This is a genomic window from Pseudomonas putida, assembly GCF_050989985.1.
GTDB lineage: Bacteria > Pseudomonadota > Gammaproteobacteria > Pseudomonadales > Pseudomonadaceae > Aquipseudomonas > Aquipseudomonas putida_AI.
In genome coordinates this window covers 1,688,337-1,715,249 of sequence record NZ_CP158815.1, presented here as the reverse complement: position 1 = coordinate 1,715,249, position 26,913 = coordinate 1,688,337, and the positions used below count along the sequence as shown (strand labels likewise).

27 protein-coding genes, 1 tRNA gene and 1 pseudogene are annotated in these 26,913 nt (G+C 58.7%); 9 read left to right on the top strand and 20 right to left on the bottom strand.

The features are described from left to right. The first annotated feature begins 175 nt into the window (after positions 1-175). Entirely contained in the window at positions 176-1,252 is a 1,077-nt protein-coding gene (locus ABTV29_RS08310) for a 3-deoxy-7-phosphoheptulonate synthase (RefSeq protein ID WP_224537252.1), read from the top strand. Positions 1,253-1,331: 79 nt separating this feature from the next. Here the strand turns inward: ABTV29_RS08310 and ABTV29_RS08305 are convergent, their stop codons facing one another. Beyond that, on the bottom strand, positions 1,332-1,619 hold the full coding sequence (locus ABTV29_RS08305; protein ID WP_008057026.1) for a GNAT family N-acetyltransferase: 288 nt from the start codon (positions 1,617-1,619) through the stop codon (positions 1,332-1,334). A gap of 637 nt (positions 1,620-2,256) precedes the next feature. Here ABTV29_RS08305 and oprI point away from each other — a divergent pair. Next, positions 2,257-2,508: an outer membrane lipoprotei OprI gene (oprI, locus tag ABTV29_RS08300; RefSeq protein WP_011335311.1), complete on the top strand. Its 252-nt coding sequence runs from the start codon at positions 2,257-2,259 to the stop codon at positions 2,506-2,508. 122 nt (positions 2,509-2,630) lie between these two features. On the opposite strand, the gene ABTV29_RS08295 is transcribed toward oprI, so the two are convergent. From ABTV29_RS08295 to ABTV29_RS08285, 3 genes are all read right to left on the bottom strand, one after another. After that, positions 2,631-3,602 (bottom strand): L,D-transpeptidase family protein, encoded by a 972-nt coding sequence (locus ABTV29_RS08295; RefSeq protein ID WP_433769625.1) that lies wholly within the window; start codon positions 3,600-3,602, stop codon positions 2,631-2,633. A gap of 140 nt (positions 3,603-3,742) precedes the next feature. Next, positions 3,743-4,036 carry a hypothetical protein gene (locus tag ABTV29_RS08290; RefSeq protein ID WP_077044623.1) on the bottom strand — a complete coding sequence of 98 codons (294 nt, stop codon included), beginning with the start codon at positions 4,034-4,036 and terminating at the stop codon, positions 3,743-3,745. Positions 4,037-4,092: 56 nt separating this feature from the next. Beyond that, complete coding sequence (locus tag ABTV29_RS08285) at positions 4,093-4,698, bottom strand: arylesterase (RefSeq protein ID WP_433769624.1); 606 nt, start codon at positions 4,696-4,698, stop codon at positions 4,093-4,095. Positions 4,699-4,708: 10 nt separating this feature from the next. Here ABTV29_RS08285 and ABTV29_RS08280 point away from each other — a divergent pair, with 10 nt between their 5' ends. Together ABTV29_RS08280 and ABTV29_RS08275 are read left to right on the top strand one after the other, a co-directional pair. Continuing rightward, positions 4,709-5,392 carry an ABC transporter ATP-binding protein gene (locus ABTV29_RS08280; RefSeq protein ID WP_433769623.1) on the top strand — a complete coding sequence of 228 codons (684 nt, stop codon included), beginning with the start codon at positions 4,709-4,711 and terminating at the stop codon, positions 5,390-5,392. After that, a complete protein-coding gene (locus tag ABTV29_RS08275) occupies positions 5,392-7,896 on the top strand; it encodes an ABC transporter permease (RefSeq protein WP_433769622.1) in 2,505 nt (834 codons plus the stop codon). The genes ABTV29_RS08280 and ABTV29_RS08275 overlap by 1 nt, the downstream gene beginning before the upstream one ends. 82 nt (positions 7,897-7,978) lie before the next feature. On the opposite strand, the gene greB is transcribed toward ABTV29_RS08275, so the two are convergent. Beyond that, positions 7,979-8,455 (bottom strand): transcription elongation factor GreB, encoded by a 477-nt coding sequence (gene greB, locus ABTV29_RS08270; protein WP_433769621.1) that lies wholly within the window; start codon positions 8,453-8,455, stop codon positions 7,979-7,981. Between the two features lie 215 nt (positions 8,456-8,670). On the opposite strand from greB, the gene acuI reads away from it, so the two are divergent. After that, positions 8,671-9,654 (top strand): acrylyl-CoA reductase (NADPH), encoded by a 984-nt coding sequence (gene acuI, locus ABTV29_RS08265; protein ID WP_433769620.1) that lies wholly within the window; start codon positions 8,671-8,673, stop codon positions 9,652-9,654. Positions 9,655-9,667: 13 nt separating this feature from the next. Here acuI and ABTV29_RS08260 read toward each other — a convergent pair whose 3' ends face one another. From ABTV29_RS08260 to ABTV29_RS08240, 5 genes are all read right to left on the bottom strand, one after another. Beyond that, on the bottom strand, positions 9,668-9,976 hold the full coding sequence (locus ABTV29_RS08260) for a class I SAM-dependent methyltransferase (RefSeq protein WP_433769619.1): 309 nt from the start codon (positions 9,974-9,976) through the stop codon (positions 9,668-9,670). Between the two features lie 296 nt (positions 9,977-10,272). Continuing rightward, positions 10,273-10,641, bottom strand: coding sequence for a bacteriocin (locus ABTV29_RS08255; RefSeq protein ID WP_096509750.1), 369 nt, complete (start codon positions 10,639-10,641; stop codon positions 10,273-10,275). Between the two features lie 332 nt (positions 10,642-10,973). Then, positions 10,974-11,162, bottom strand: a complete 189-nt coding sequence (locus tag ABTV29_RS08250) for a hypothetical protein (RefSeq protein ID WP_433771789.1) — start codon at positions 11,160-11,162, stop codon at positions 10,974-10,976. Positions 11,163-11,309: 147 nt separating this feature from the next. Next, positions 11,310-11,630 carry a YbjQ family protein gene (locus ABTV29_RS08245; protein WP_433769618.1) on the bottom strand — a complete coding sequence of 107 codons (321 nt, stop codon included), beginning with the start codon at positions 11,628-11,630 and terminating at the stop codon, positions 11,310-11,312. A 180-nt stretch (positions 11,631-11,810) separates the two neighbouring features. Then, positions 11,811-11,900, bottom strand: a tRNA-Ser gene (locus ABTV29_RS08240). 306 nt (positions 11,901-12,206) lie between these two features. Between ABTV29_RS08240 and ABTV29_RS08235 the strand changes: the two genes are divergently transcribed. The 3 genes from ABTV29_RS08235 to ABTV29_RS08225 all read left to right on the top strand — a co-directional run bounded on the left by ABTV29_RS08235 (position 12,207) and on the right by ABTV29_RS08225 (position 14,948). Next, a complete protein-coding gene (locus tag ABTV29_RS08235) occupies positions 12,207-12,896 on the top strand; it encodes a crotonase/enoyl-CoA hydratase family protein (protein WP_433769617.1) in 690 nt (229 codons plus the stop codon). Between the two features lie 214 nt (positions 12,897-13,110). Next, positions 13,111-13,833, top strand: a complete 723-nt coding sequence (locus ABTV29_RS08230; protein WP_433769616.1) for a lysophospholipid acyltransferase family protein — start codon at positions 13,111-13,113, stop codon at positions 13,831-13,833. A gap of 143 nt (positions 13,834-13,976) precedes the next feature. Further along, positions 13,977-14,948: a magnesium and cobalt transport protein CorA gene (locus ABTV29_RS08225; protein ID WP_433769615.1), complete on the top strand. Its 972-nt coding sequence runs from the start codon at positions 13,977-13,979 to the stop codon at positions 14,946-14,948. 118 nt (positions 14,949-15,066) lie between these two features. Here the strand turns inward: ABTV29_RS08225 and ABTV29_RS08220 are convergent, their stop codons facing one another. From ABTV29_RS08220 to ABTV29_RS08210, 3 genes are all read right to left on the bottom strand, one after another. Beyond that, positions 15,067-15,789 carry an amidotransferase gene (locus ABTV29_RS08220; RefSeq protein WP_433769614.1) on the bottom strand — a complete coding sequence of 241 codons (723 nt, stop codon included), beginning with the start codon at positions 15,787-15,789 and terminating at the stop codon, positions 15,067-15,069. A gap of 93 nt (positions 15,790-15,882) precedes the next feature. After that, the gene (locus ABTV29_RS08215) at positions 15,883-18,027 is read right to left on the bottom strand and encodes a 3-hydroxyacyl-CoA dehydrogenase NAD-binding domain-containing protein (RefSeq protein ID WP_433769613.1); all 2,145 of its coding nucleotides are present in this window, start codon (positions 18,025-18,027) and stop codon (positions 15,883-15,885) included. Positions 18,028-18,051: 24 nt separating this feature from the next. After that, the gene (locus ABTV29_RS08210) at positions 18,052-19,257 is read right to left on the bottom strand and encodes an acetyl-CoA C-acetyltransferase (RefSeq protein WP_433769612.1); all 1,206 of its coding nucleotides are present in this window, start codon (positions 19,255-19,257) and stop codon (positions 18,052-18,054) included. Positions 19,258-19,867: 610 nt separating this feature from the next. On the opposite strand from ABTV29_RS08210, the pseudogene ABTV29_RS08205 reads away from it, so the two are divergent. Further along, positions 19,868-20,690: pseudogene (locus tag ABTV29_RS08205) on the top strand (c-type cytochrome). A gap of 320 nt (positions 20,691-21,010) precedes the next feature. On the opposite strand, the gene ABTV29_RS08200 reads toward ABTV29_RS08205, so the two are convergent. The 7 genes from ABTV29_RS08200 to ABTV29_RS08170 all read right to left on the bottom strand — a co-directional run bounded on the left by ABTV29_RS08200 (position 21,011) and on the right by ABTV29_RS08170 (position 26,625). Then, a complete protein-coding gene (locus ABTV29_RS08200; RefSeq protein WP_433769611.1) occupies positions 21,011-21,355 on the bottom strand; it encodes a ribonuclease E inhibitor RraB in 345 nt (114 codons plus the stop codon). Positions 21,356-21,569: 214 nt separating this feature from the next. Beyond that, a complete protein-coding gene (locus tag ABTV29_RS08195) occupies positions 21,570-21,803 on the bottom strand; it encodes a hypothetical protein (RefSeq protein WP_433769610.1) in 234 nt (77 codons plus the stop codon). A gap of 207 nt (positions 21,804-22,010) precedes the next feature. Then, on the bottom strand, positions 22,011-22,886 hold the full coding sequence (speE, locus tag ABTV29_RS08190) for a polyamine aminopropyltransferase (protein ID WP_433769609.1): 876 nt from the start codon (positions 22,884-22,886) through the stop codon (positions 22,011-22,013). Between the two features lie 247 nt (positions 22,887-23,133). Then, a complete protein-coding gene (locus tag ABTV29_RS08185) occupies positions 23,134-23,325 on the bottom strand; it encodes a PLDc N-terminal domain-containing protein (protein WP_433769608.1) in 192 nt (63 codons plus the stop codon). An 81-nt stretch (positions 23,326-23,406) separates the two neighbouring features. Further along, positions 23,407-23,937, bottom strand: a complete 531-nt coding sequence (locus ABTV29_RS08180) for a hypothetical protein (protein ID WP_433769607.1) — start codon at positions 23,935-23,937, stop codon at positions 23,407-23,409. Positions 23,938-24,158: 221 nt separating this feature from the next. Continuing rightward, positions 24,159-24,677 carry an ankyrin repeat domain-containing protein gene (locus tag ABTV29_RS08175; RefSeq protein WP_433769606.1) on the bottom strand — a complete coding sequence of 173 codons (519 nt, stop codon included), beginning with the start codon at positions 24,675-24,677 and terminating at the stop codon, positions 24,159-24,161. A gap of 109 nt (positions 24,678-24,786) precedes the next feature. After that, positions 24,787-26,625 (bottom strand): long-chain-acyl-CoA synthetase, encoded by a 1,839-nt coding sequence (locus ABTV29_RS08170; RefSeq protein ID WP_433769605.1) that lies wholly within the window; start codon positions 26,623-26,625, stop codon positions 24,787-24,789. Positions 26,626-26,913 lie beyond the last annotated feature (288 nt).

Here is a 26,913-nt window from a genome sequence, read left to right as displayed (position 1 = left end):
TCGGTTTGCCTGCCGAAGGGCGAAAACTCATGGTCAAAGCCGCCTAAACCGGCGTCTGCCCATTGTCGAGCCACGGTGTAACGCGCTAAGGTTCGGCTCCCCGACGCGCTTAATTTGCTGTGCTCCGCCGCGCGGGTTCGCTGGCGGCCTGCACCCGTGACCTGACGAGTAAACGATGGCTGATTTACCGATCAACGACCTGAACGTCTCCTCCAACGAGACGCTGATCACCCCCGATCAGCTCAAGCGTGACATCCCTCTGAGCGACGCCGCACTGCGCACCGTCACCAAGGGCCGCGAAGTCATTCGCAACATTCTTGATGGCACCGACCACCGCCTGTTCGTGGTCATCGGGCCTTGCTCGATCCACGACATCAAGGCCGCCCACGAATACGCCGAGCGCCTGAAGGTTCTCGCCGCGGAAGTGTCCGATACCCTGTATCTGGTGATGCGCGTGTATTTCGAGAAGCCACGCACCACCGTCGGCTGGAAAGGCTTGATCAACGACCCGTATCTGGACGACTCGTTCAAGATCCAGGACGGTCTGCACATCGGGCGTCAGTTGCTGCTGGACCTGGCCGAAATGGGCCTGCCAACCGCTACTGAAGCCCTCGACCCGATCTCCCCGCAATATTTGCAGGACCTGATCAGCTGGTCAGCCATCGGCGCGCGTACCACCGAATCCCAGACCCACCGTGAAATGGCTTCAGGCCTGTCCTCGGCAGTCGGCTTCAAGAACGGTACCGACGGCGGCCTGACCGTGGCCATCAACGCCCTGCAATCGGTTTCCAGCCCTCACCGCTTCCTGGGTATCAACCAGGAAGGTGGCGTGTCGATCGTGACCACCAAGGGCAACGCCTACGGTCACGTCGTGCTGCGCGGCGGCAACGGCAAGCCGAACTACGACTCGGTAAGCGTCGCGCTCTGCGAGCAGGCACTGAACAAGGCGAAGATCAAACCGAACATCATGGTCGATTGCAGTCACGCCAACTCGAACAAGGATCCGGCCTTGCAGCCGCTGGTGATGGAGAACGTCGCCAACCAGATCCTCGAAGGCAACCAGTCGATCATCGGCCTGATGGTCGAAAGCCACCTGAACTGGGGCTGCCAGGCCATCCCGAAAGACCTTGCCGACCTGCAATACGGCGTGTCGATCACCGATGCCTGCATCGACTGGACAGCTACAGAGAACACCTTGCGCAGCATGCACGCCAAGCTCAAGGATGTCCTGCCCAAGCGCGATCGCACCTGATCGCCGCAAAGGCAAAAAAAGCAGACAAAAAAACGCCGGGCAAGCCCGGCGTTTTTTTATGTGTTCGTTTTGCTGAAGATCACTGGCTCAGCTTGGCCGCGTGCCGCTGGTGCCGCTCCATGTAGCGCTCGACGTAAGAGCACGATGGGATGACGGTGTAGCCCATTTCCTCGGCATACTCCAGCGCCTTCTCGGTCAGTGCTGCGGCAATGCCGCGACCGCGTAATGCGTTGGGCACAAATGTGCGGTAGATATCCAGGGTCTGTTTCCCCAGATCCATATAAGTCAGGTAGGCACGATGACCGTCCACATTGGTCTCGAACTGATGACCAGCCTGGTCATGGTGGATGGACAACGCCTCGCTCATCACTACTCCTCGCGGGTCTTGAATTCCGACCCCTACCTTACCGATGTTTTCCCGGCGAAGGAACAACTACGCCACCCCGTGCCTGAATGGACACCGAGAAGAGCTACACCGATCTCGCGCAACCGAGCACGTACAAATAGTAGGCACCATTGGCAAAAATGCTCAAGGTGCGCTCGTCATCGGCCGGGTTGGCGGGTGCTGCTCCGGGCTACGCAGGAACGGCTCGACCGAGAGTCACCCAAGGTCGACAGCCTGATCATTGCCGGATGTTGAGACTTAAGACGAGCCCCCGTGTTTAAAGTCACCAGTACATGCAGAAAGATATGAGAGGCATCGCGCAAAATCCGAACGAAAGTGTAGACGAATCCATCTAGACACACTTTAGTAAAGACCGGAAAAACAGCTGTTTACGTGGGGAACTTTTTCTCGTCGGCTCGCTCATCTCGGGGCTCCCAGCTGAATATTTTTTAAACAACGCAGTTAAAAGTTGCTCGAAAAAGAATCAACGCCTACAATTTTTTTGGCTTCCTGCTTTATGTGAGTTTACTTACGACAAGTAATGGGTAGTATGTACGCCGGCTATTTCCTCAATCGGAGGAGAAAGCCACTTAATTGAAAGTCCTTGAAGGGGAACACGATGAACAACGTTCTGAAATTCTCTGCTCTGGCTCTGGCCGCAGTTCTGGCTACCGGTTGCAGCAGCGCATCGAAAGAAACCGAAGCACGTCTGACCGCTACTGAAGACGCAGCAGCTCGCGCCCAAGCTCGTGCAGACGAAGCTTACCGTAAAGCTGACGAAGCTCTGGCTGCTGCTCAAAAAGCACAGCAAACTGCTGACGAAGCTAACGAGCGTGCTCTGCGCATGCTGGAAAAAGCTAGCCGCAAGTAATAATCCTTCGGGATTGTTATCAAGCCGACCCATTCTTGGGTCGGCTTTTTTATTGCCGCCTTTTCGTGCAGGCATAAAAAAACCCGCCGATGCGGCAAGCATCGGCGGGTTCTTTTCAATCGTTACTGCAGCGGATCCAGCGGTGCACTGCTCACCATCGGAGCGGCGGTGTTCGGTACCGCGATTTCCACCGGCAAACCATCTTCAGCGGCGACCACGTCACGCACTACATCCCAGTTCATGCGCAGGTTGTTGGTGATGTCTTCACGCTTGAGCATGGCGTTGATCACGGAGGTGTGCTTGTCGACCACCGACGGGTTGCCCTTGTCGTCCAGTGGAGTGTGCGCCTCCAGATAAACCTTGCCGCCACTCACACCAAACTTGTACGGGTCGTTAATGATGCGTACCGAGGTGCCAACCGGCACCATGCCGGCCATTTCCAGAACGTTGTTATTGAACATGCGGAAGCAGCCGTGGCTGGTGCGCATGCCGATACCAAACTTCTTGTTCGAGCCATGAATCAGGTAACCCGGAGTGCCCAGGGTGAACTTGAACGGCCCCAGTGGGTTATCCGGACCGGCCGGCACCACGTTGGGCAACGGATCGCCATCGGCGGCATGCTCGGCCTTGATCGACGCTGGCGGTGTCCAGGTTGGGTTCGGCGTCTTGGCGGTGATCGTGGTGTGGGCAATCGGCGAGCCCCAGCCTTCACGACCGATACCCAGCGGGAAGGTGTACACCACGTTCCGGCCTTTCGGATAGTAGTAGAGGCGGTATTCAGCCAGGTTGATGACGATGCCTTCACGGGGGCCCGGCGGCAGGATGAAGCGGGTCGGCAACACGATTTCAGTGCCGGCGCCCGGCAACCAGGCATCGACACCCGGATTGGCCGCGACCATTTCCGAGTAGCCCAGATCGTAAGTGGTGCCCAGGTCGGCGAAGGTATCTTCGTACTTGGCCTTGATCACCTGCACCTGGCCGATGATGTCTTCACCAGGCGGAGGCAGGGGAAACTCCAAAGCAGCAACGGGACCGGCCACACACAGGGCGGCAAGAGACAGGCAGCGGGTGACGGCAGGAAAGCGCGGCAACATCCGGAAAATCCTTCGCATGATCAACAGAGGTATAAGAATCGGATTGTACACCGCCATCTGTTATTTCGGGGAACTGCACCGATAGAGCGTGCCATGCAGGGAAAAGATCGTCCGAACGCGGACCGAACCTGCGGCAGTTTCTACAGTTCGAACCGCAGTTCTGGCCAGATCGGCGAAGTGCCGCGCTTTTGCGACTCGAGGATGGCCCGGCACAACGAGCACAGACGGTGGTCCTGGAACACCCGGCGATCGACGCTCGACCAGCGTGGCTGTGCCGGCAACAGGCTACCGCACAAGGTCCGGTCTGCTGAGCCGCCAAGCTCGAGCTGTCGGGTCACCAGATGAACCCGCACTTCCTGGCAGGCGAACAGATCCAGCTGTTCGTCAGGCTCGATCAGTTGGTAGGAAAAAAGTGACCAGGCGGGACGCGGCATCGGGGGCTCCAAATCGGGGGCGCCACATTAGCCGAAAGCCCGCGCCTAGAAAAGTGTCATAACAGCGGTTTTAAGGTAGGCCAGACATTTTCCAGCAACTTGTCCTGAGCCCCGGCCGCCGGGTGGATGCCGTCGGCCTGCATCAGGTCGGGATGACCGCCCACGCCGTCGAGGAAAAATGGCACCAGCGGGATGTTTTTCTCGCTGGCGACATTGCTGAAGACTTCAGCGAATGCCTTGGTGTAGCGAGCACCATAGTTGGGAGGTAACTGCATGCCGAGCAACAGCACCTTGGCGCCACTGGCGCGGGAGCTGTCGATCATCGAAGCAAGATTTTGTTGCAATTGCGTTGGCAGCAGTCCGCGCAACCCGTCATTGCCACCCAGCTCAAGGATGACCAGCTCCGGCTTGTGCTCTGCAAGCAGCGCCGGCAGCCGCGCCTGGCCTCCGGCACTGGTGTCGCCGCTGATGGATGCATTGACCACTTTATCGTCAAAACCTTCGCGCTTGAGCCGCTCCTCCAGCAACGACACCCACCCCAGCCGGGTATCCAGCCCGAAACCGGCGCTGATACTATCGCCAACGATCAGGACTGTACCCGCCGCTGCGTTCTGGGCCATGCACATCAAGGCCAGGCCAGCACTCAAAAACCACACACGCATCGGATTCTCCATGGGCGCAAGCATTCTCACCGCGAAGAACCTTAGCAAAGTGGTTCCCAGCGCGGAAGGTGAACTGACCATCCTGCACGAACTCAGCCTGCAACTGAACAAGGGCGACAGCCTGGCCATCGTCGGTGCCTCAGGCTCCGGCAAATCCACCCTGCTGGGACTGCTCGCCGGCCTCGACCTGCCGAGTAGTGGCGAAGTCACCCTGGCCGGGCAGGGCCTGAGCAATCTCGACGAGGACCAGCGTGCACGCATCCGCGCCGAGCACGTCGGCTTTGTCTTTCAGTCCTTCCAGTTGCTCGACAGTCTCAATGCTCTGGAGAACGTCATGCTGCCCCTGGAGCTCGACGGCCGCAAAGACGCCCGTGGACGCGCCACCGAATTGCTGCAACGGGTCGGCCTCGGCCAGCGCCTGACCCACTCGCCGCGCCAGCTATCAGGCGGCGAACAGCAACGTGTAGCGATTGCCCGGGCGTTTGCCGCCGAACCCGACGTGCTGTTCGCCGACGAACCCACCGGCAACCTCGACAGCCACACCGGCGAGCGCATCAGCGATCTGTTGTTCGAACTCAACAAGGAACGCGGCACGACCCTGGTGCTGGTCACTCACGATGAGCGCCTGGCACATCGCTGCAAGCGCCTGATCCGCCTTGAAGCCGGCCTGCTGGTCGCCCCACTGGAGCCTTGATGGCACGCTTGCCGCTGTTACGCCTGTTCAGTCTTGCCATTCGCCAATTGCTGCGCGATGCCCGCGCCGGTGAATTGCGTGTGTTGTTCTTCGCCTTGCTCGTGGCGGTGGCGGCGAGTACCGCCATTGGTTACTTCGGTGCCCGCCTCAACGGCGCCATGATGCTGCGCGCCACCGAGTTCCTGGGCGCGGACCTGCTGCTGGAAGGCAGCTCGCCGGCCCGCCCCGAACAGATTAAAAGCGGCACCGAACTGGGGCTCGAACATGCGCAAGTCGTGGAATTCTCCAGTGTCATCGCCACCGACAACGGCATTCAGTTGTCCAGCATCAAGGCCGCCGATGCCATCTACCCGCTGCGCGGCGAACTGAAAAGCGCCCCCGCCCCGTTCGCCCCGGAGGAGTCCGGAGGCGGACCGAAACCCGGTGAAGCCTGGGTCGAGGGTCGGTTGCTGACCGCGCTTGACCTGAAGATCGGCGACAGCATCGATGTCGGAATGAAAACCCTGACCCTGACGCGAGTACTGACCTACGAACCCGACCGCGCCGGTAACTTCTACAGCCTGACGCCACGCGTACTGATCAACCTCGACGATCTCGCCGCCACCGGCGTGGTACAACCCGGCAGCCGGGTCAGTTACCGCGAACTCTGGCGCGGCAGTGCGTCGGCTCTGGAAACCTATCGCCAATTGATCAAGCCTGGCCTGGCGCCCAACCAGCGCATTCAGGATGCCCGCGATGGCAACCGGCAGATTGGTGGTGCCCTGGGCAAGGCCGAGCGTTATCTGAACATGGCGAGCCTGGTGGCGGTGTTACTGGCCGGTGTCGCCGTGGCCCTGTCGGCGACGCGCTTTGCCACGCGCCGATTCGATGCCAGCGCCCTGTTGCGCTGCCTTGGATTGTCCCGCCGGGAAACCATGGTCCTGTTCAGTTTGCAGCTGACCGTTCTGGGATTGCTCGCCAGCATCACTGGAGCCTTTATTGGCTGGCTGGCGCAACTGGGACTGTTTGCCCTGCTGCATGACTTGCTGCCCAGCGACGTACCACCGGGTGGCCTGTTTCCCGCCATCGCCGGGATCGGCACCGGGTTGGTCGCATTGGCCGGCTTCGCCTTGCCGCCACTGGCAGCGTTGGGCCGGGTTCCACCCCTTCGGGTATTGCGCCGGGATCTGCTGCCGATTCCTTCCAGCACCTGGATGATCTACGGCGCAGCACTGGGCGCCCTCGGCCTGATCATGTGGCGCTTGAGCCTGGACCTGGTGCTGACCTTCGCACTGCTCGGCGGCGGTGTGATCGCGGCACTCGTGCTGGGCAGCTTGCTATTGCTGCTGCTCAAAAGCCTGCGACGCTTGCTCGCCCGGGCTTCGTTGCCATGGCGCCTCGGGCTGGGTCAATTACTGCGTCATCCACTGGCAGCCGCGGGACAAGCCCTGGCATTCGGCCTGATCCTGCTGTCGATGGCATTGATCGCCCTGTTGCGTGGCGAGTTGCTGGACACCTGGCAGAACCAGCTGCCGAAAAACGCCCCGAACTATTTCGCGCTGAACATCCTGCCAGCAGACAAGCAGGCGTTCATCGATCGCCTGATTTCACTCTCGGCGCAATCGGCACCGCTGTACCCGGTAGTGCCGGGACGCCTGATCAGCATCAATGGCGAACCGGTGCAGCAAATCGTCACCAAGGAATCGGCGGGCGACCGCGCAATCCAGCGCGACCTGAGCCTGACCTGGGCTGCGGACTTGCCTGCGGGGAACAGGATTACCGCTGGCAACTGGTGGTCCGAGCAGCCGCCCGATGAAATTCCTGGCGTGTCGGTCGAAGGCAAGGTCGCGGAAAGCCTGAAACTAAAGCTGGGCGATCATCTGGTCTTCACCGTCGGTGGAGTCAACCGCGAAGCGAAAGTCACCAGCCTGCGCGATATCAACTGGGACAATTTCCAGCCGAACTTCTTCATGATCTTCCAGCCGGGCACGCTGAGAGATCTGCCGGCGACCTACCTGACCAGCTTTTATCTGTCGGCCGGTCATGATCAGCAGATCGTCGAACTGTCCCGCAGCTTTCCGGCGGTCACCATTCTGCAAGTCGAGGCTTTGCTGGCGCAGCTGCGTAGCATCCTCGCCCAGGTCACCCTGGCGGTGGAGTATGTGCTGTTGTTTGTCCTGGCAGCGGGCATGGCCGTGTTGTTTTCCGGATTGCAGGCGACGCTCGATGAGCGCATCCGCCAAGGCGCGTTGTTGCGGGCGCTGGGCGCGGAGCGTCAATTGCTGGTCAAGGCCCGGCGAATCGAGTTCGGTTTGCTGGGTGCGGTCAGCGGCTTGCTGGCGGCGCTGGGCTCGGAAGTCGTGAGCCTGGTGCTCTACCGCTATGCGCTGGATCTGCCCTGGCATCCGCACCCATGGCTGTTGATGCTGCCATTGATCGGTGCGGTGCTGATTGGCGGGGCCGGCGTGTTCGGCACTCGCCGTGCGCTGAATGCCAGTCCCCTGACAGTTTTACGGGAGGGCTGAAGACTCGAAAGTTATCGTCCTCTGCACCCCGCGCGGACCCCCATGAAGGTGAAGCGCGGATGCACACCAGCCTGGAACAACCCTACTTTGCTTCGTAAAAAATCTCGTTGATCCACCACAACACTTCCCCGCTGGGGGTCTGCACGATCGCTTCATCGCCAACTTCTTTCTTCAAAAGCGCGCGAGCCATCGGCGAATCGATGGAAATGTAATCGTTGCGGCCATAAATTTCGTCGTACCCCACGATCCTGAACTTCTTGATCTCCCCCGCCTCGTTTTCGATCTCGACCCAGGCTCCGAAAAAGACTTTCCCTTCCTGCTCGGGTGAATAGGCAACGACTCGCACATCCTCAAGACGCTTGCGCAGGTAACGTACACGCCGGTCAATTTCCCGCAGCAGCTTCTTGTTGTACTGATAGTCCGCATTTTCACTGCGATCACCCAGCGACGCGGCCCAGGTCACTTTACGTGTGGTATCGGGACGTTTTTCTCGCCACAGATAGTCAAGCTCCTGCTTCAGAGCTTCATGACCTTCCTTTGTAATGATGTTCGTACTCAAAGCTGAATGCTCACTGGCGACTACATCGGGTAACCATATTTGAACCGCTCCTGATCAGGCAACCAGTCAATTCTCCATCTGCCCCCCGGTGGCCGGAAGGCCAGCGCGACAGGTGTTGATAATCATCGCTGGTCACTTCATGGGTTGACATTAGAGACGATCAGTCTAATAATTTTTTGCAATTACTAGACGGTCGGTCCAATAGAGGAAAAACCATGTTCAATGCGATCCTGATTGAAAAAGACGACACCGGTAACCGCGCACGTATTGCACAACTGGAGGAATCGCAACTGCCATCAGGCGATGTCTCGGTGCGCGTGGCCTGCAGCACGCTCAACTACAAGGACGCACTGGCCATCACTGGCAAAAGCCCGGTAGTGCGTACCTTTCCGATGGTGCCGGGTATCGATCTGGCGGGAACCGTCGAACACAGCAGCCACCCCGACTTCAAGGCGGGAGACAGCGTATTGCTCAATGGCTGGGGGGTCGGTGAAGGGCACTGGGGCGGGCTGTCCCAGATGGCCAGATTGAATGGCGACTGGCTGATTCCATTGCCGAACGGTTTCACAGCTCAGCAAGCCATGGCCATCGGGACCGCAGGTTATACCGCCATGCTTTCGGTGCTCGCCCTGGAGCGCAATGGCGTCACGCCAGACAAGGGCGAAATACTGGTCACCGGAGCCAATGGCGGGGTCGGCAGTTTCTCCATCGCCCTCCTCTCCAGCCTGGGTTACACAGTAGTTGCCTCAACCGGCCGCCTTGAGGAAACGGACTACCTGAAAAAGCTCGGTGCGTCCGAAATCATAGACCGCGCAATACTCAGCGAGCCGGGTCGCCCGCTGACAAAAGAACGCTGGGCCGGCGCCATAGATTCAGTGGGCAGCCATACCCTGGCCAATGTCTGTGCCAGCACCCGATATGGTGGCACTGTCGCCGCCTGCGGGCTGGCCCAAGGCATGGACTTCCCCGCCAGTGTTGCCCCATTCATCTTGCGGGGCGTGACGCTGGCCGGAATCGACAGCGTGATGCGCCCGCGCAAAGATCGATTGGAAGCCTGGAGTCGCCTGGCCCGGGATCTTGATCTTTCCATGCTGAAAGAAATCACCCGGGAAGTCGCCTTGGACGAAGTCATCCACACCGCCAATCAACTGTTGGCCGGCGAAGTGCGCGGACGGGTTGTGGTGAACGTCAACGGGTAAGCAAAAGCGCTACTCAGCGACGGGTAATCAACCCTTGTCGGGCAACACGGACCAGTTGCCTGATGACCTCTGGCGCGTCTTCGGCGCTGGGGGATTGAATCACCGCCAGGTCAAAGCTGTCGCTGGCAAAGCGCGCGAGCGACTCACCGTCTTCGACAAACTGAATCAGGAAGGCTGCCGGCCCACCGGTACGACGTGGCCAACCGTCGAGATAACGCAAAAGCGTCGGCTGGTGTTTACCGCCAAGCAGGATTTTTGGATTGCGCTGGGTGAGATGTGCCGTGATCGGCGCGGGACGTACAACAGGGCTTAGTGCATTCATTGTGTCGTGTCTCTGCCTCAAAAGTCTGCATGGCAGGTGAGAGGCAACACCGAACCAGCGCTTTAGCGGTATTTCGAAGCCCGGTTTCGGCTTCTACGGCGACTGTTCGAGTCACCTGGCGCCCCGCAAGTAGCTGTTTAAATCGGCGCATGAGCAGCATCCTAGAGAAGCTGACCGGACAGTGTCAAGAATGACGCACAACACCGCTCCAGACTTTTCAGGCAGCACAAAAAGAAAAATGCCCGAATCTTGCGATTCGGGCATTTGCTTTGATTCGATCAGCAGATCGCTCGAAATCAGTGACGCTTGTGACCATTGGCCAGGTTGCTGCCCACGCCGCCGCCCAATGCGCCACCCAGGCCAGCACCGATAGTCGAACCGGTCTTGCCACCCAGGCTGTTGCCGATGACCGAACCACCAGCGGCACCCACGCCACCACCGATTGCAGCGCTGGTACGGTGACCTTTCTTGGCAGCAACAGCACTACCGGCTGCGCCTGCTACGCCAGCACCAATGGCTGCACCGGTGCTGCCGCCCATGCTCTGGCCCACAACGTTACCCAGCGCACCGCCCAAACCACCGCCGATTGCGGCAGTGCCGTCGCCAGCCATCGCGCCTTGAGCGACCAGAAGACCCAGAACCAAAGCAGGCAGTGTGAAACGCATGACAAAAACCTCAAAAAATAGGGATGAAAATCAAAAGGGTCGGGATTGAATGCTTTAAAGCAGACAAAGTCCAGACATGCGCGTGCGCAACCTCGTTATCGGCGACGGTTGGACAGTTTTTATCGAAAAGGTTTTATGACAGGCAAAAAAAAGCCCGCTGGGGAACGGGCAGGGTGTTGCTTTCTAACGGATGAGCTCAGCCTACGTACGCACTTGTGAAAACTCTGTGAAAAACCAGCCAGGTTAAAAATTCATTCACACAATCCTGATGCACGGAAATTCGGGCACAAAAAACCCCGCTCGATGGCGGGGCTTGTTGATGCAATCCACATTTATTTCCTGACGGGTGCCGTCACTTTGGGAAGAAATTTCCCCTTCAGCATTCGGCTCGCCTGGGTCTTGATCCTGCGGACTTCAACCTGACCCTCGCCGAAGCTTGCAACGTACACGGTCTGCCCACACTGGACGAAATTGTTGATCGGAAATTCTGCGCCATCGTCTTCAACATACGGATCAACCATTTCATCACCCCCTTCTTCCAAAGCGGGATCGACACCGGCAAGCCCCCTTGCCCGAACCATATCGATCACCAAGGGTTTTGAGACTAGCCGGTCATTACCGGACTTGTTATTCATATTTCCTAAGGCCCGACGAATGGACCGCTGCAGTTACCTCAGTTTCACCACCGTTCCGGTCACAAAAACCACGACCATACCGCCCTTCCCGGCCGGCATGCTGATCTCGTAATCGAGCCCTACCACCGCATCCGCCTGGAGTGCCCGCGCCCGCTCCTTGATCTCGTCAGTGGCCTGGATACGCGCTTCCTTCAATGCACGCTCCAATGTCTGGGAGCGCCCGCCGAAAAAATCCCGCATTCCGGCAAACACATCGCGAATAACGTTGATGCCCTGCACCGACTCGGCGCTGACAATGTCCAGGTAGGCGGTGATTTGCCGGCCTTCGATAGCGTGGGTCGTGGTCGTGATCATTGCATTCCTGTTTGCGTTGAAAGTGGGTTGAAGAGCGGCAAGCGCCGTGTTGAAAGAAGTATCAGCTTGATCAACAGCGAAGTGACAGACGTCACTGCGGCAATCGGTAAGAAATCGACCACCAGAAAGCACAAAACCCCTGGCTTCTCTCGAAACCAAGGGTTTTGTTTACATCGAATTTGGCGGTGAAGGAGAGATTCGAACTCTCGATACAGTTTCCTGTATACACACTTTCCAGGCGTGCTCCTTAAGCCACTCGGACACTTCACCGTATCTCTTCAAACATGTTCTGTCTGTCGAGGCGCGCTAATGTAGTCGAAAGCTTTTCCGATGGCAAACATTTTTTCAGAATTTTCATGCGCTTAACGCAATTCGCCGTTTCGGGCCGATCAGGCGATGGCAAACCGGCCAATCTCTGGTTTACCGCACGCCTGTATATAGAGGGCAATGCGCCGCCAGCGTGGAGGGCTACGACGGGAGGCCAGGCAAAGGGTGACTGATGGGTCAGTCATGGCGCTTTACCTTGCCAGTGGCGCTGGGTAACGTCTGCCCATCTTTATTGAAAGGATTTGCGTCATGAGTGAGTTGATTTCCTACCACCTCGAAGACGGTATCGCGACCCTGACCCTGAGCAACGGCAAGGTCAACGCCATCTCCCCGGACGTGATTGCAGCTTTCAACGCTGCACTGGATCAGGCGGTGACGGATCGCGCGGTGGTCATCATGACCGGCCAGCCGGGAATCCTCTCGGGCGGTTACGATTTGAAAGTCATGACTTCGGGCCCGAAGGAAGCCGTGTCCCTGGTCACCTCCGGTTCGACCCTGGCCCGTCGCCTGTTGTCGCACCCTTTCCCGGTGATTGTCGCCTGCCCCGGCCACGCGGTGGCCAAGGGTGCTTTCCTGCTGTTGTCGGCGGACTACCGCATCGGTGTCGACGGTCCGTTCAGCATCGGCCTGAACGAAGTACAGATCGGCATGACCATGCACCACGCCGGTATCGAACTGGCCCGTGATCGCCTGCGCAAGTCTGCGTTCCACCGCTCGGTGATCAACGGTGAAATGTTCAACCCGCAAAGCGCCGTGGATGCCGGCTTCCTTGACGTAGTGGTATCAGCGGAAGAACTCCAAAGTACGGCGCTGGCCGCGGCTCGCCAGTTGAAAAAGATCAACATGACGGCCCTAAAGAACACCAAGTTGAAAGTACGCAAGGCGCTGCTGGACACCCTGGACAACGCGATCATCGCGGATCAGGAGCACCTGGGTTAAGCCCAAGCCTGCGACAACGAAAAGCCCGGCCATCGTGCCGGGCTTTTTCGTACGAGGCCTGTGGAAAAGTCGGTAGCCGCTCTGGCATGCGCCTGACCGATCAGTCAGACACAAATGCTTAAACATCGGCCATCTCCCACATATTGAGCGGCAATTGCCGAAAACAGTGCACATCCGTACACTGCGCCACCTTTTGTCCCGGTGGGGCCTGAAAATGCTGTTTGCTTTACGTATGTCATTGATGGGCCTGCACTTTATCGTCGCAGGTGTGCTGGGCGTGGTGCTCGGCCTGTGCCGCCCGTTCAATCCGGATAACAGTCGTCTGTGCGCCCGCCTTTATGCCTGGCCAGCGATGTGTATTTTGCGTTTGCGGGTGAAGGCCGACGTCGGCCCGTTGATGGATAAGCCTGACAGCTGCGTCATCATTGCCAACCACCAGTCCAACTACGATTTGTTCGTATTCGGTAACGTCGTCCCCCGCCGTACCGTGTGCATCGGTAAAAAGAGCCTGAAATGGGTGCCATTGTTCGGTCAGTTGTTCTGGCTGGCCGGCAATGTGCTGATCGACCGCGGCAATGCGCAGAAGGCGCGCCAGTCGATGCTGACCACCACCCATACCCTGCAAAACCAGGACACTTCGATCTGGGTCTTTCCCGAAGGCACGCGCAATCTGGGCAAGGAATTGTTGCCGTTCAAAAAGGGTGCCTTTCAGATGGCCATTGCGGCCGGGGTACCCATCGTCCCGGTATGTGTCAGCAGTTACGTCAATCACATGCGATTGAACCGCTGGCGCAGCGGGAAAATTCTGATTCGCTCGCTGCCGGCGATACCGACCGCGGGTTTGAGCATGGATGACATGCCAATGTTGATTGCCCGGTGCCAGGAGCAGATGCGCGAATGCATCGATTCCATGGACCGGCAACTCCAAGCCGCCTGAACATGAAACCCGCCTTGTGCGGGTTTTCTTTTGCCGGAGAACTCTGCATATTTTGCCGACTCTCAAGCAATAGACATGGCTAAGCTACTGACTAACTGCCCTTTCGCTAACGCATACCTGCCAATAAGAAGTGAACCAAGATCATGGGTCGAGTTGTTGCTGCTGCGGTTTACAGCGCTGGTAAGAAAGTCACCAATATCACTCTCGATGAAGGCGCGGCCTGGGCCGCAAAGCCTGGCCACTTTGTCTGGATCGGCCTCGAAGAGCCGAACGCCGAGGAACTGTTCAACCTGCAACGCCAGTTCAACCTGCACGAACTGGCCATCGAAGACGCCCTGGAAAAACACAGCAGGCCCAAACTGGAAACCTTTGGCGACGCGCTGTTCATCGTCACGTACTCCCCTATCCGGGAAGAAGGCAAAATCCAGTTCATCGAGACGCATATCTTTGCTGGCAACGGCTACATCATTACCGCGCGCAACGGCCACTCGGCGTCCTACGCCCATGTCCGACAGCGCTGTGAGGCGCGTCCGCTGTTGCTGGAGCACGGGGAAGATTTCGTACTCTATGCCATCCTCGACTTCGTAATTGAAAACTACCAGCCGATGGGCGAAGCGATACATGCCGAGATTGATGAGCTGGAACACAACGTCATGTACGGCGCGCTGAACGAGTGCGATATCCAGAAACTTCACGGCCTGCGTCGCGATGTACTGCGCTTGCGCCGTTATGCGGCGCCGATGGTGGAGATCGGCGAAGAACTGCAGCGCCTGAGCTTTCCATTCATCGACAAGAACATGCGCCCGTACTTCCGTGACGTGCAGATTCACGTCAAGCGGCAGCTGGAGGACCTGACTACCCTGGCAGAGATCGCCAGCCAGACCATTGAGGTCGGTGTGTTGCTGGAGGCCTCACGGCAAAGTGCGGTACAGCGCAAGTTTGCAGCCTGGGCGGCGATCCTGGCGTTTCCCACGGCCATTGCCGGTATCTACGGGATGAACTTCCAGGACATGCCGGAGCTGAGCTGGCACTACGGATATTTCGGGGTGCTGGGGGTAATTGCGGTGGGATGCGTGAGTTTGTGGGCGAGCTTCAAGAGGTCGGGGTGGTTGTAAAAATACAACCTGTAGGAGCGAGCCTGCTCGCGATGAACGCAAAAACACCGCGGGGCATCAGGCTTCCCGCATTATCGTTGACGACCATCGCGAGCAAGCTCGCTCCTACAGGAGACGTTTAAGCCGTCTCTGGTTTATGCGCCACAAACCGCATCATCCACTCAGCCACCGTGGTGCCGTGATGTTCACTGTCCAGGCTGGCAATCCCTTTCGAATACACCTGCTCGCCCAGCGCTTGCTGACGAATGTCCAGCAAGGCTCGGGAGTAATCGTGAATGAACTCCGGATGGCCCTGGAAGCACAGCACCTGATCGTTGATGTGGTACGCGGCGAACGGGCAGAAATCGCTGGATGCAATCACCGTGGCGTTTTCCGGCAGTGAGGTCACCTGGTCCTGATGGCTGATCAGCAACGTCAGCTCTTCACGCACCGGGCTCATCCATGGCGCCTTGGCGGCCATTTTGTACTTGTGGGTACCGACACCCCAGCCCTGGGTCGCCCGTTCGCTCTTGCCACCGAGCAACAGCGCCAGCAACTGATGGCCGAAGCAGACACCCAGCAGCTTGTCGCCCCGCTCATAGCGGGTCAGCAGGTATTGCTTGAGGGTCTGGATCCATGGGTCGGTACCGAAGGAATCGGCTTTGCTGCCGGTGACCAGGTAGGCGTCGAAGGTCTCGTCGTCGCCCGGATAGTCACCCTGAACCACGTTATAGATGGTGAAATCGGCGGCAATGGGTTGCTGCGAAAACAGGCGTTTGAACATCTGCCCGTAGCCCTGATATTGGTCGACCAATTCCGGACGCAGGTTGTCGGTTTCCAGAATGCAGATGCGTAACGACATAAAAAATACCTGACACGTGATGGGAATAATGCACACCCCAGAGCCTGCCTCTAACACTGCGACAAGGCAAGCCCCGAGATGCGTCATCTATCCCTAAAACACCTCCCCTTTTTCGGCTTTCTCCAGCAACAAGGCCGGTGGTGCGAAGCGTTCGCCGTATTGCCCGGCCAGATACTGGGCGCGGGCGACGAAGTCCTTGACCCCGTATTGATTGATAAACTGCAGCGCGCCGCCGGTCCAGGCGGCGAAACCGATACCGAACACCGAGCCGACGTTGGCATCGGCGGTCGACGTCAACACCCCCTCCTCCACACAGCGCACCGTCTCGATGGCTTGCACGAACAGCAGGCGATCACGCACGTCCTTCGGTGAAATCTGCCCATCGACCTTTTCAAAACGGGTTTTCAATTCCGGCCACAGATGCTTCTGGGCGCCGGCGGGATATTCATAGAAACCGCCCCCCGCTGCCCGACCTGCACGCTTGTATTCGTTGAGCATCAGATCAATCACGGCGAACGCCGGATGCTCGACCAGCGGCTTGCCCTCGGCCTGCAAATCCCGGGCGGTTTGCTGACGGATGTGGCTCATGAGGCTCAGGGATACTTCATCGGAGATCGCCAGCGGCCCGACGGGCATCCCAGCCTTGCGCGCCTCGGCCTCGATCATCGCCGCACTCACACCCTCGCCCAACATCGCAATGCCTTCGTTGGTAAAGGTGCCGAATACCCGTGACGTGAAAAACCCCCGACTGTCGTTGACCACAATCGGTGTTTTCCTGATTTGCAGGACGAAATCGAAGCCGCGAGCCAGGGTTTCGTCGCTGGTGTTAGTGCCCTTGATGATTTCCACCAACGGCATCTTTTCCACAGGACTGAAAAAATGCAGGCCGATGAACTTGCTCTGGTCCGGCACCGCCCTGGCCAGGCCGCTGATCGGCAGGGTCGAAGTGTTTGAGGCGATCACCGCGTCCGCACCGACGATTTGTTGCGCGGCCAGCGACACCCTGGCCTTCAGCTCACGGTCCTCGAACACCGCCTCGATGATCAGGTCGCAATCGGCCAGGTCGGCATCGTGTTCGGTGGTCTGGATGCGAGCCAGCACGGCTTCGCGTTGTTCGGCGCTCATCTGCCCGCGCGCCACATTTTTGTCCAGCAGTGCCGCTGAGTGCGCCTTGCCCTTCTCGGCCGCAGCCAGGGTGATGTCCTTGAGTACAACCTCGATACCGGCCAATGCGCTGACAAAGGCAATGCCCGCGCCCATCATCCCCGCACCGAGTACGCCGACCTTTTTAGTCACATGGGGAGCGAACCCCTGTGGCCGCGAACCACCGGCATTGATTTCGTTGAGCTGGAACCAGAAGGTGCCGATCAGGTTCTTCGACACCTGGCCGGTGGTCAGTTCGGTGAAATAACGGGTTTCGATCAGGTGCGCCGTGTCGAAATCCACTTGGGCACCTTCCACGGCGGCACACAGGATCTTCTCCGGGGCGGGCATGCAGCCTTGGGTTTTGCTGCGCAGGATCGATGGCGCGATGGCCAGCATCTGCGCGACTTTCGGGTTCGACGGCGTACCGCCAGGAATCTGGTAACCCTTTACATCCCAACGCTGCACGGCCGTCGGGTTGGCCTGAATCCAGGCTCGCGCCTTGGCCAGCAGCTCATCGTGATCCGCCGCCAGTTCATCGATCAGCCCCGCCTGCAGCGCCTGTTGCGGCCGCAGTTTTTTCCCTTCGAGCAGATACGGCAAAGCCTTTTCCAGGCCGAGCAAACGCACCATGCGCACCACGCCGCCACCGCCCGGCAGCAGACCGAGGGTCACTTCCGGCAGACCGAGCTGCACCGACGAGTTGTCCAGCGCCACCCGGTGATGACAGGCCAGACAGATTTCCCAGCCCCCGCCCAGTGCCGCGCCGTTGATCGCCGCGACCACCGGTTTGCCGAGGGTTTCCAGGGTGCGCAATTGCCCTTTGAGGCTCAGAACCATGTCGTAGAAGGCTTTGGCTTCGGGTTTGCCGACCTTGATCAATTCATTGAGGTCACCGCCGGCGAAGAAGGTTTTTTTCGCCGAAGTGATGATGACGCCGGCAATGTCCTGCGTGTCGGCCACCAGGCGCGCGACACAGTCAGCCATGGCCTCGCGGTACACCGCGTTCATGGTGTTGGCGCTCTGGCCGGGCATGTCGATGGTCAGGACGACGATCCGGTCCTGGCCCTTTTCGTAACGAATGGCTTGGGTCATGAAAGGTTTCCTTGAATGTCTGGCTCAGAGGCGTTCGATGATGGTGGCAATGCCCATGCCGCCGCCGACGCACAGGGTCGCGAGGCCGTAACGCAGGTGCCGGTTTTCCAGCTCATCGAGCAAAGTGCCGAGAATCGCGCAGCCAGTAGCGCCCAGAGGGTGACCCATGGCGATCGAGCCGCCGTTGACGTTGACCTTGTCCGGGTCGACGGCCATGTCCTTGATGAATTTCAGGACCACCGAGGCAAACGCCTCGTTGACCTCGAACAGGTCGATGTCTTCAACCCGCAGGCCGGCCTTCGCCAGCGCCTTGCGGGTGGCCGGTGCCGGACCGGTGAGCATGATGGTCGGGTCGGTGCTGGTCACCGCCGTGGCGACGATCCGCGCCCGTGGTCGCAGGCCCAGCGCCTGGCCCTTGGCCTCGGAGCCGATCAACATCAAGGCCGCGCCATCGACAATCCCGGAACTGTTGCCAGGGGTGTGAACGTGATGGATTCGCTCGACATGGCTGTAGACCCGAAGCGCGGTGGCGTCGAAGCCCATTTGCCCGATCATTTCGAAACTCGGCTTGAGCTTGCCCAGGCCTTCGAGGGTCGAATCGGCGCGAATGAACTCATCGTGATCGAGCAGGATGATGCCGTTCTGATCTCGGACCGGCACCAGCGACTTGTTGAACGAGCCATCGGCCCGCGCTCGCGCGGCTTTTTGCTGCGAGTGCAGCGCATAGGCATCGACGTCCTGACGGCTGAAGCCTTCGAGAGTAGCGATCAGGTCGGCACCCACGCCCTGCGGGGTGAAATGGCTGTGCAGGTTGGTTTCCGGGTCCAGTGCCCAGGCCCCGCCGTCGCTGCCCATGGGTACACGTGACATCGACTCGACGCCGCCGACCACCACCAGGTCTTCGAAACCGGAGCGCACTTTCATCGCCCCAAGGTTCACCGCTTCCAGTCCCGATGCGCAGAAACGGTTGATTTGCACCCCGGCCACGCTGACATCCCAGTCCGCCACCTGAGCGGCGGTTTTCGCGATGTCGGCGCCTTGATCGCCGACGGGGGTCACGCAGCCAAGCACCACATCATCGACCTGACTGGTATCGAGGTCGGTTCGCTTTTGCAGCGCGCCGAGCAACCCGGCCACCAGGTTCACCGGCTTGACACTGTGCAAGGCGCCATCGGCCTTGCCTTTGCCACGGGGCGTGCGTAACGCATCGAAAATCAACGCTTGGGTCATGACGTCCTCGATCTTGTTGTTATTGGTTTTGTTGCACTTTTATGGAGCTTTCACCTTATTCCGAGTCACTGCCGATTCAATGACCGCAACGCTCACCGGCATTGACGCTCACGCTCAGACGGACGGTCGTCAACAACCGGGCAAACCGTTTTTTGACGCGCAAGTGTCTAGCAAAAGGCCGCCCAAGAAGCTGGCAATAGGCCTCATGCCGTTTTAATAGCAAGAAGTCAGAACACCATACTAAATGGATCTAAATCACGAGTGACGCGGGCTCTAAGGTGAAGGTGTACGAAGTTGTCGTCGGGTTTTGCCGAGACGGTCGTTCATACAGGAAGTGCATCGTTTGCCGACATGGAGATATGCAGGCAGGCATCAGGAAATAACAAAAAGAAGGCGGTCAGCCATGTTCAAACAATCGAAAGTTCGTCAAGCGGGTCTCATTCTCTTTGCCACTACACTGTTGTTGATCCTGCCGAACCTGACCAGGGTGCTCGGCTAGTCGATTTGTGAAAACCACGGCACCAGACTTGTATATCGCCACAACAAAAATGTGACTGGCTCGCTACCCGAGCCAGCGTGGCTGTGCCAACCTTTGCGGCACTTCCACGACATGGACGGCGATCATTTTGAAAACGCTCATTGTGTTCGGGGCCCTGCTGCTCAGCACGCCTCTATATGCCGCACAGCTAAACCTTGAGCTGGGCGCGAACAGTCGCACCTGGCAAACCGAGGAACTGCTCAAGCACCCTCAGGCCCAGACCATCAGCATCCCCAACGATGTTTCCTACAAACGCGACATGAGCTACCGCGCGGTGCCAATGTCGGCATTGTTGACGGACGTGAAACCCGAGGATCATTTGCAGGCGGTTGCGCTGGATGGTTTTGCTGCGGAATTGTCGGCCGCACCCTTGCTCAACACTCAGGGCGCGCGGGCCTGGCTGGCGATCGAAGACCCGGCCAAGCCGTGGCCACCGCTGTCGGAAGGCAAGCACAGCGCCGGGCCGTTCTACCTGGTGTGGACCGATCCGCGGGCGGGCAACATCAGCCCGGAACAATGGCCGTTCGAAGTCGCCAGCATCAAGCGCATGGCGCCGGTCGCGGAGCGCTTCCCTGTCCTGCTGCCTGATCCGGCCTTGAAGGCGCATGACCCGGTGAACAAGGGCTTTGCCCTGTTTCAGAAGAACTGCCTGGCGTGCCATCGATTGAACGGGGCCGGGGATTCGCAGTTCGGGCCGGACTTGAATATTCCGTACAACCCCACCGAGTACTTTGGCGCGGACTTCCTCAAGCGCTACATCCGTGATCCGCAGAGCTTGCGTCAGTGGCCCCAGGCGAAGATGCCCGGGTTTTCGGCCGAGGTGTTGCCGGATGAGGATCTGGAGATGCTGGTGGGGTATTTGAAGCATATGGCTGGACGCAAGCTCAAGCCGTAACCGATCCCCGCACAGTTTGCCTATCGCCTGCATAGTCAGAGTTGATTTCACCACCCGGTCAGCGCTGTGGATAATCCGCGCATCCGCTGAAAAAACTTCGTCAGTGCCAAGGCGACGAAGGTGACGGCTCCCTATCTGCAACGGCTGCCCAGGCAGCCCGGTCATCGAACTCCCGACCGGTTTCCCTCCTTTCCGGTCTTACCTTTCAGCCACCCGCTCAGGTGGCTTTTTTTTGCCTGGTTGAACCGTTTTGCATCCGCAGAAAACAAAACGGCCGACCCGAAAGTCAGCCGCGATAGCGATTGTTACTGTTCATAAGGTTATGCGAGTCGCCCTCGTACCTCCTGTTTCACACCCCAGCCCTCAATAATGCCGCCCAATGGCTCGACCACCGCTTCGAAACCCTGCTCGAAGTCGCCGATCTCGTCGTAGGTGGCGTACATGACCTTGCTCAGCTCCAGTGCCCAGGCACCGTCGTCACGCACACTGATTTGCGAATTGAGGGATTCACCATGATGAAAATGACGCGCTGCCCTGCGTGCCCGCTCCTCGTCCGGGAAAATTGCGTAGAACTCGATGGGGTGGAACCGTGAAAAATCGAAACCGCCTTCTTTCATGCGGCGCAGCACGCTGCTGCTGATGTCTTCTTGATAGGCTGTGCTCATGAAACGTCCTCCTCAAAAAACCGATGGATAGACTTTCCGTACTCCCTGCGCACGCAACCGTGGGTGCGGGCGGTTCGGCACCGATGTGCCGGCGGGAAACAAGCATGTAGCTGACAAGACCAGACCTTAGCGATCCGTTCGCTGATCTCGATTGCAGAGTAGCCCCAGGATAGAGGCGCTGCCAAGGCCTGGATGAGAATGTGTCAGGAAGTGTTCAGATTGGCGTGATGCCGAGGATTTGAATGCTGTTCTGGGACTTGAGTTCTTTGACGCTGGCATCAGCGGTTCGCCCTTCCAGATCGTTCAAATCCAGCTTGGCGGCGACAGGGAGGAGCCGTTCCTTGATGAGTTTGGCGGCCTGCTCGTTGTTCGGGCGTGCCTCGCACTCGAAGACTTCATTGATCGTTTCACCATGATCATCAACGAAAGTGACTTTCCACTTTGACATCGGAGCCTCCTCGTAAAAACCCGCAAATGGGTTCACACCTATCTGGACTTTTGCTCTGGGTGATCGTTCAAACGCAGTACTACGTGTTGGGATGAAAAGAATTTTAACTTGCTCGCGATGGAAACCTCGGCACCGCGGGCATTCAGGCATCCCGCGTTATCGTTGGCGTCCATCGCGAGCAGGCTCGCTCCTACAAGGTGGTGTAAATCAATCGTTGCCCGGCTTGTTCACGGCCTGCAGAACGTACTGCGGCAAGGCGAAGGCGCCGATGTGGATCTCCGGATTGTAGTAGCGCGTGACGATGCCGCTGCCCGCGAAACGCTGTTGCAGGGTTTCGCGAGTCAACTTGCGATAAGCGGTATTGGTCGAACCCCAGGCGAAGGTCATCGAGCCGCCGATATAGGTCGGCACCGCGGCCTGGTAGAAGTGCCAATCGGCAAACAGGCTACGCAGACGACCGGCGGTGGTTTTGACTTCTTCGATCTGCATGAACGGCGTGCCGTTTTGCGTCACCAGGATGCCGCCTTCGTTCAGGCAGCGATGGCACGCCTGGTAGAAGTTTTCCGAAAACAGCACTTCGCCCGGGCCGATCGGATCGGTGGAGTCGGAAATGATCACGTCGAATTTTTCGGTGGTGGTGGCGACGAAACGCATGCCGTCGTCGATCACCAGGTTCAGGCGCGGATCATCGTAGGCGCCATTGGAGTGATTGGGCAGGAACTGCTTGCACATGTCGACCACGGTGCCGTCGATCTCGACCATGGTGATGTGCTCGACGCTGGCGTGCTTGGTTACTTCACGCAGCATGCCGCCGTCGCCGCCGCCAATGATCAATACGCGCTTGGCGTTGCCGTGCGCCAGGATCGGCACGTGGGTGAGCATCTCGTGGTAGATGAATTCGTCGGCTTCGGTGGTCTGGATCACACCGTCCAGCGCCATGACCCGGCCCATGCGCGGGTTTTCGAAAATCACCAGATGTTGGTGTTCGGTGCGCACTTCGTGCAGGAGTTTGTCCATGCGAAAACGCTGGCCGTAGCCTTCGTAAAGGGTTTCCAGGTAGTCGTTGGTGGGGGTGATGCTCATGGGAAGTGCTCCGATGAATGCGGTGGCAACGGACGGTTACCCGCCCATGAAGGCCAATCGAATGCCTCGATTGCCCGGGAAAGGCGCGCATTCTACGTCGCGGGAGATGACAGGTCGAACCTTCATGACCGAGTACGCACGGAACGATGTGGGAGCGAGCCTGCTCGCGATGACGGTGACACATTCAACATGGATAGATTGACATACCGCTTTCGCGAGCAGGCTCGCTCCCACAAGGAGAAAGCAGTCAGATCCTCACATCACCCCTCGGCCCGGCAATGGCCCAGATGATCAGGCCCAGAACCGGCAGCAACGCAATCAACAGCACCCAGAGGACTTTCATCCCGGTTTCCGCGCCACTTTTGAGCACATTGATGATTGCCCAGATATCCAGGGCAAGAATGATCAGGCCAACCAGGCTGTTGAACGTGGAACCCATGGTGATGCTCCCAGAGAGTGGTATGCCCCTTAGGATAGCCGGCCCTGCCCAGGGTTCCGTTTTTTTGACAGCTTTGTCGCCTCAGACGTGGATCGCCACTTTCAGGGCTTCCAGGGCAGGTGCCGCTGCGATGCCGACCTGCGCGCACAACTCGAGCACCCGTGGCACGTCGTTGCCGTAGACCAGGACCATCTGCAGTTCGTCGTCGAGCAACTGGCTGATGTTCATCAGCGTGTAGCCGCCGTTTTCCTTGCTCAGGCTGCTCATTTGCACCTGGATGCGATTGAGCGCGGTCAGGGCCTCGGTCTTGGCCAGTTGCTTGGGCTTGAGGTTGAACTCCACGCCCGGGCCAAAAGAGGCGACGATCTGGGCGAACAGATCCATATAGGTGTCAGCCTGGAACAGCACGGTCTCGGGAAGACTGCCCACGACCACCCACTCCCCCAGCGGAATCGGGAAGGTGTCGTCGTAATTGATGTCCGGGTTGGCGCTCAGAAAGGCCTCGGGGTCCGCATAAGCCTGGGCCGCTTCGTCAGCGACCTTGAGGATTTCATCTTCACCCATGCACCCGGAGCTGATTTTGCTGATGAGTTCGACGAGTGCGGCTTTCATGGGGCAGATCCTGTAGCGAGGGAATTTTGAGGGCGCGAAGGATAACGCATCTAGCAGTCGCTGCGGACCCTGTGGCGAGGGAGCTTGCTCCCGTTGGGCTGCAAAGCGGCCCTGAAACCAACGTTCGTGATTATTCAGGTTTACCGCGTTTATCAGCTTTACGACTGCTTCGCAGTCGAGCGGGAGCAAGCTCCCTCGCCACAGAGATCAGCGACAGGCGATCAACCCGGCAATTTTTCCAGCTGCGCAACGGTATCGTTAGCCCCCATGGTCCTGGCCGCATCCAGCGCCGTCAGGCCATTGGCATCCTTGGCTTTCGGATCGGCGCCTTTGCTGATCAGGTAGTCGACAATGGCCACGCGGTTGAACATGGCCGCCATCATCAGTGCAGTACGGCCGTCGAACGATGAACCGTCTACCTGGGCGCCACCTTCAACCAGCACCGTGACCACCGCCAGGTCACCCTTGAAGGCTGCACCGGCAATCGGGCTCTGGCCGTTGTCGTTGCGGATTTCCGGGTCGGCCTTGTGTTCGAGCAGGACTTTCACGGTGTCCACGTGGCCGTGGTACGCGGCCAGCATCAGCATGGTGTCGCCCTTGTGATTGCGCAGGTTCGGCGGCAGGCCTTTGCTCAGCAGCGCAGCCATCATGGCCGCATCGCCCTCCCGCGCCTTGTTGAATACCTGTTCGGCAAACTCGGCAGCTTCTTCGGGGGTCATCTGGCGGCTTTGGTCAGACATTGGACACTCCAGGTTCTGTCATTCGGAAAACCGATAGTTTCCCGAGCAGCCCCAGGCCTGTCACTTGTTTTTTCCGATATGCGGCCATAGCCAAATTCAATGACGACTCTCAATAACGATAGAGGCCGCCCTGAATTTCCGACAGCAATTGCTCGGTGACCTGCACGTAGGTATCAGTGCCCGGCAACCAGGCGTAGATCGGGTCATCACCGGTGCGGCCCGGGTCGAACGCTTCGTCCTTGAGCCGGGTTTTCTGGTATTTGAAGGTCCCGGTAGTCTCCATTTTCAGCTTCACCCGCAGAAACAGCGGCACCGCATAGGCCGGCAGCTGTTGTCGCAGAAATGCCAGCAACGCACTGAAATCCAGGGTCGCGAGGGATTCGGCGGGCGTGATCGCCGCCATCCCCGCACGGCCATTGGTGTTGCGGATTTCCACGCCATAGGCCACCGCCTCGGAGATCTGCGGATGCTTGAGGAGCGTGTTCTCGACTTCGGTGGTCGAGACGTTTTCCCCCTTCCAGCGGTAGGTATCGCCCAGGCGATCGACGAATTGCGCGTGGCCGAAACCGATGTTGCGCAGCAAGTCGCCGGTGTTGAAGTAACGGTCGCCCTTCACGAACACATCATGAAGCACGACTTTCTCGGTTTTCTGCGGGTCGGTGTAGCCATCCAGCGGCGCCTTGTCGTCGATCCTCGCCAACAACAGCCCCTGCTCGCCTTTACCGACCTTGCGCATCAAACCATTGGCAGCACGGATCGGCGCGCCACTGTCATGGTCGTAGGCGACCAACTCCCAGGACATCAGGGAAAAGCCCACCGTGTTGTCGAAATTCAGGATGTTGGTGAAACCGATATTGCCGTCGCTGGCGGCATACAGCTCACAAATGTGCTTTACGCCAAAACGCGTCTTGAACTCACGCCACGCGCCGGGGCGCAGACCATTGCCGATCATCTTGGTCACAGTGTGCCGGTCGTCATCCGCACTGGGCGGTTGATCCACCAGATAACGGCACAATTCGCCGACGTAACCCAGGGTGGTCGCGCGGTATTTGCGCACGTCGCTCCAGAAGTGGCTGGCGCTGAATTTGCGACGCAGGGCAAACCCCGACGCGCCGCTGATGGCCGAGCCCCAGCACACACAAAGGCCGGTGGCGTGATACAGCGGCAAGGTGCAATAAACGATGTCGGTCGGGCGCATATCCAGCGCGACCATCCCGAAACTGGCGAAGCTGCGCATCCAGCGACCGTGTTTGAACACCCCGGCCTTGGGCAAGCCGGTCGTGCCCGAGGTGTAGATATAGAAACAAGGGTCGTCGAAGAAAATCTGCTGGCTGCTGGCCGGGTTGTCGTCCGGGCCGTCAATGCTGGCCGATATCAGATTGATGAAGCCTTCGGGGGCAATGCCCGGATGGTCGTAGGTGTTCTGATCGGCAACGAACCAGCAGTGCCCTGCCGGGATCGACACTTGGTCGCGCACCGCCAGAAACGTCGGGATCAACTCCTCGCCGACGACAATGGCGGCCGGCGCCACCAGGTTCAGGCTATGGACAAGGGTGTCGCGGGTCTGCGAGGTGTTGAGCAAGGCACTGATGGCGCCGACCTTGGCCACCGCCAGTATCGTCACCAGCAGCTCCGGGCGGTTCTCGATGAACACCGCCACCACATCGCCCTTGCCGATGCCTTGGTCGATCAGGTGATGGGCGATGCGATTGGCCCACTGGTTGACCTGTGTATAACTGAGCGAAAGCGCATCGTGCAGCAGTGCCGGGCCATCGGGGTTACGCAGGGTTGCCTGTTCGAAACTCCAGGCCAGGCCACACGGCTGGGTCGGGTCCTTGACGTTGGCAACCTGCATGCCTTTGACCACCCGCGGCAAGGCCTTGGCAATCGACGGCAGCTTGCGGAGCATCATGCTCCAGGTAATCGTGTCGCTTGACGTGCGGCTCATGGTTGCTCCCGTTCGATCTTCTTATTGTCGGGCGGCGCTGATGGAAGCCCGAAAATACGTCAACGGTTCTTGAGCTGTACACGCGGTTTTTGAAATGTTTTGTATCCGCAACAGCGGTGTTGGAGATCGTGAGCGCCGGCGCTTCAAATGGTTCAACCGAACCGCCGAGAACCTCGCAAAATGCAGGATGCACGATAGCCATTCTTGCAAATTGCACGAAAGCAAAAATCAACCATAAACATAACTTACTGTTTTTAAACGTTTTTTGTTGATCACGGATGCTGGCAC

What these genes read in the sequence shown, in the direction of transcription:
- ABTV29_RS08185 (WP_433769608.1), bottom strand. Translation starts at nt 23,325, where the DNA reads ATGGGTTCCACGTTCAACAGCCTGGTTGGCCTGATCATTCTTGCCCTG.
- ABTV29_RS08215 (WP_433769613.1), bottom strand. Translation starts at nt 18,027, where the DNA reads ATGACCCAAGCCATTCGTTACGAAAAGGGCCAGGACCGGATCGTCGTC.
- ABTV29_RS08235 (WP_433769617.1), top strand. Translation starts at nt 12,207, where the DNA reads ATGAGTGAGTTGATTTCCTACCACCTCGAAGACGGTATCGCGACCCTG.
- ABTV29_RS08220 (WP_433769614.1), bottom strand. Translation starts at nt 15,789, where the DNA reads ATGTCGTTACGCATCTGCATTCTGGAAACCGACAACCTGCGTCCGGAA.
- ABTV29_RS08225 (WP_433769615.1), top strand. Translation starts at nt 13,977, where the DNA reads ATGGGTCGAGTTGTTGCTGCTGCGGTTTACAGCGCTGGTAAGAAAGTC.
- oprI (WP_011335311.1), top strand. Translation starts at nt 2,257, where the DNA reads ATGAACAACGTTCTGAAATTCTCTGCTCTGGCTCTGGCCGCAGTTCTG.
- acuI (WP_433769620.1), top strand. Translation starts at nt 8,671, where the DNA reads ATGTTCAATGCGATCCTGATTGAAAAAGACGACACCGGTAACCGCGCA.
- ABTV29_RS08260 (WP_433769619.1), bottom strand. Translation starts at nt 9,976, where the DNA reads ATGAATGCACTAAGCCCTGTTGTACGTCCCGCGCCGATCACGGCACAT.
- ABTV29_RS08175 (WP_433769606.1), bottom strand. Translation starts at nt 24,677, where the DNA reads ATGTCTGACCAAAGCCGCCAGATGACCCCCGAAGAAGCTGCCGAGTTT.
- ABTV29_RS08255 (WP_096509750.1), bottom strand. Translation starts at nt 10,641, where the DNA reads ATGCGTTTCACACTGCCTGCTTTGGTTCTGGGTCTTCTGGTCGCTCAA.
- ABTV29_RS08195 (WP_433769610.1), bottom strand. Translation starts at nt 21,803, where the DNA reads ATGTCAAAGTGGAAAGTCACTTTCGTTGATGATCATGGTGAAACGATC.
- ABTV29_RS08290 (WP_077044623.1), bottom strand. Translation starts at nt 4,036, where the DNA reads ATGCCGCGTCCCGCCTGGTCACTTTTTTCCTACCAACTGATCGAGCCT.
- ABTV29_RS08180 (WP_433769607.1), bottom strand. Translation starts at nt 23,937, where the DNA reads ATGAAAGCCGCACTCGTCGAACTCATCAGCAAAATCAGCTCCGGGTGC.
- ABTV29_RS08230 (WP_433769616.1), top strand. Translation starts at nt 13,111, where the DNA reads ATGCTGTTTGCTTTACGTATGTCATTGATGGGCCTGCACTTTATCGTC.
- ABTV29_RS08280 (WP_433769623.1), top strand. Translation starts at nt 4,709, where the DNA reads ATGGGCGCAAGCATTCTCACCGCGAAGAACCTTAGCAAAGTGGTTCCC.
- speE (WP_433769609.1), bottom strand. Translation starts at nt 22,886, where the DNA reads ATGAGCATCACCCCCACCAACGACTACCTGGAAACCCTTTACGAAGGC.
- ABTV29_RS08310 (WP_224537252.1), top strand. Translation starts at nt 176, where the DNA reads ATGGCTGATTTACCGATCAACGACCTGAACGTCTCCTCCAACGAGACG.
- ABTV29_RS08200 (WP_433769611.1), bottom strand. Translation starts at nt 21,355, where the DNA reads ATGAGCACAGCCTATCAAGAAGACATCAGCAGCAGCGTGCTGCGCCGC.
- ABTV29_RS08285 (WP_433769624.1), bottom strand. Translation starts at nt 4,698, where the DNA reads ATGCGTGTGTGGTTTTTGAGTGCTGGCCTGGCCTTGATGTGCATGGCC.
- ABTV29_RS08210 (WP_433769612.1), bottom strand. Translation starts at nt 19,257, where the DNA reads ATGACCCAAGCGTTGATTTTCGATGCGTTACGCACGCCCCGTGGCAAA.
- ABTV29_RS08305 (WP_008057026.1), bottom strand. Translation starts at nt 1,619, where the DNA reads ATGAGCGAGGCGTTGTCCATCCACCATGACCAGGCTGGTCATCAGTTC.
- ABTV29_RS08250 (WP_433771789.1), bottom strand. Translation starts at nt 11,162, where the DNA reads ATGGTTGATCCGTATGTTGAAGACGATGGCGCAGAATTTCCGATCAAC.
- ABTV29_RS08295 (WP_433769625.1), bottom strand. Translation starts at nt 3,602, where the DNA reads ATGTTGCCGCGCTTTCCTGCCGTCACCCGCTGCCTGTCTCTTGCCGCC.
- ABTV29_RS08275 (WP_433769622.1), top strand. Translation starts at nt 5,392, where the DNA reads ATGGCACGCTTGCCGCTGTTACGCCTGTTCAGTCTTGCCATTCGCCAA.
- ABTV29_RS08245 (WP_433769618.1), bottom strand. Translation starts at nt 11,630, where the DNA reads ATGATCACGACCACGACCCACGCTATCGAAGGCCGGCAAATCACCGCC.
- ABTV29_RS08170 (WP_433769605.1), bottom strand. Translation starts at nt 26,625, where the DNA reads ATGAGCCGCACGTCAAGCGACACGATTACCTGGAGCATGATGCTCCGC.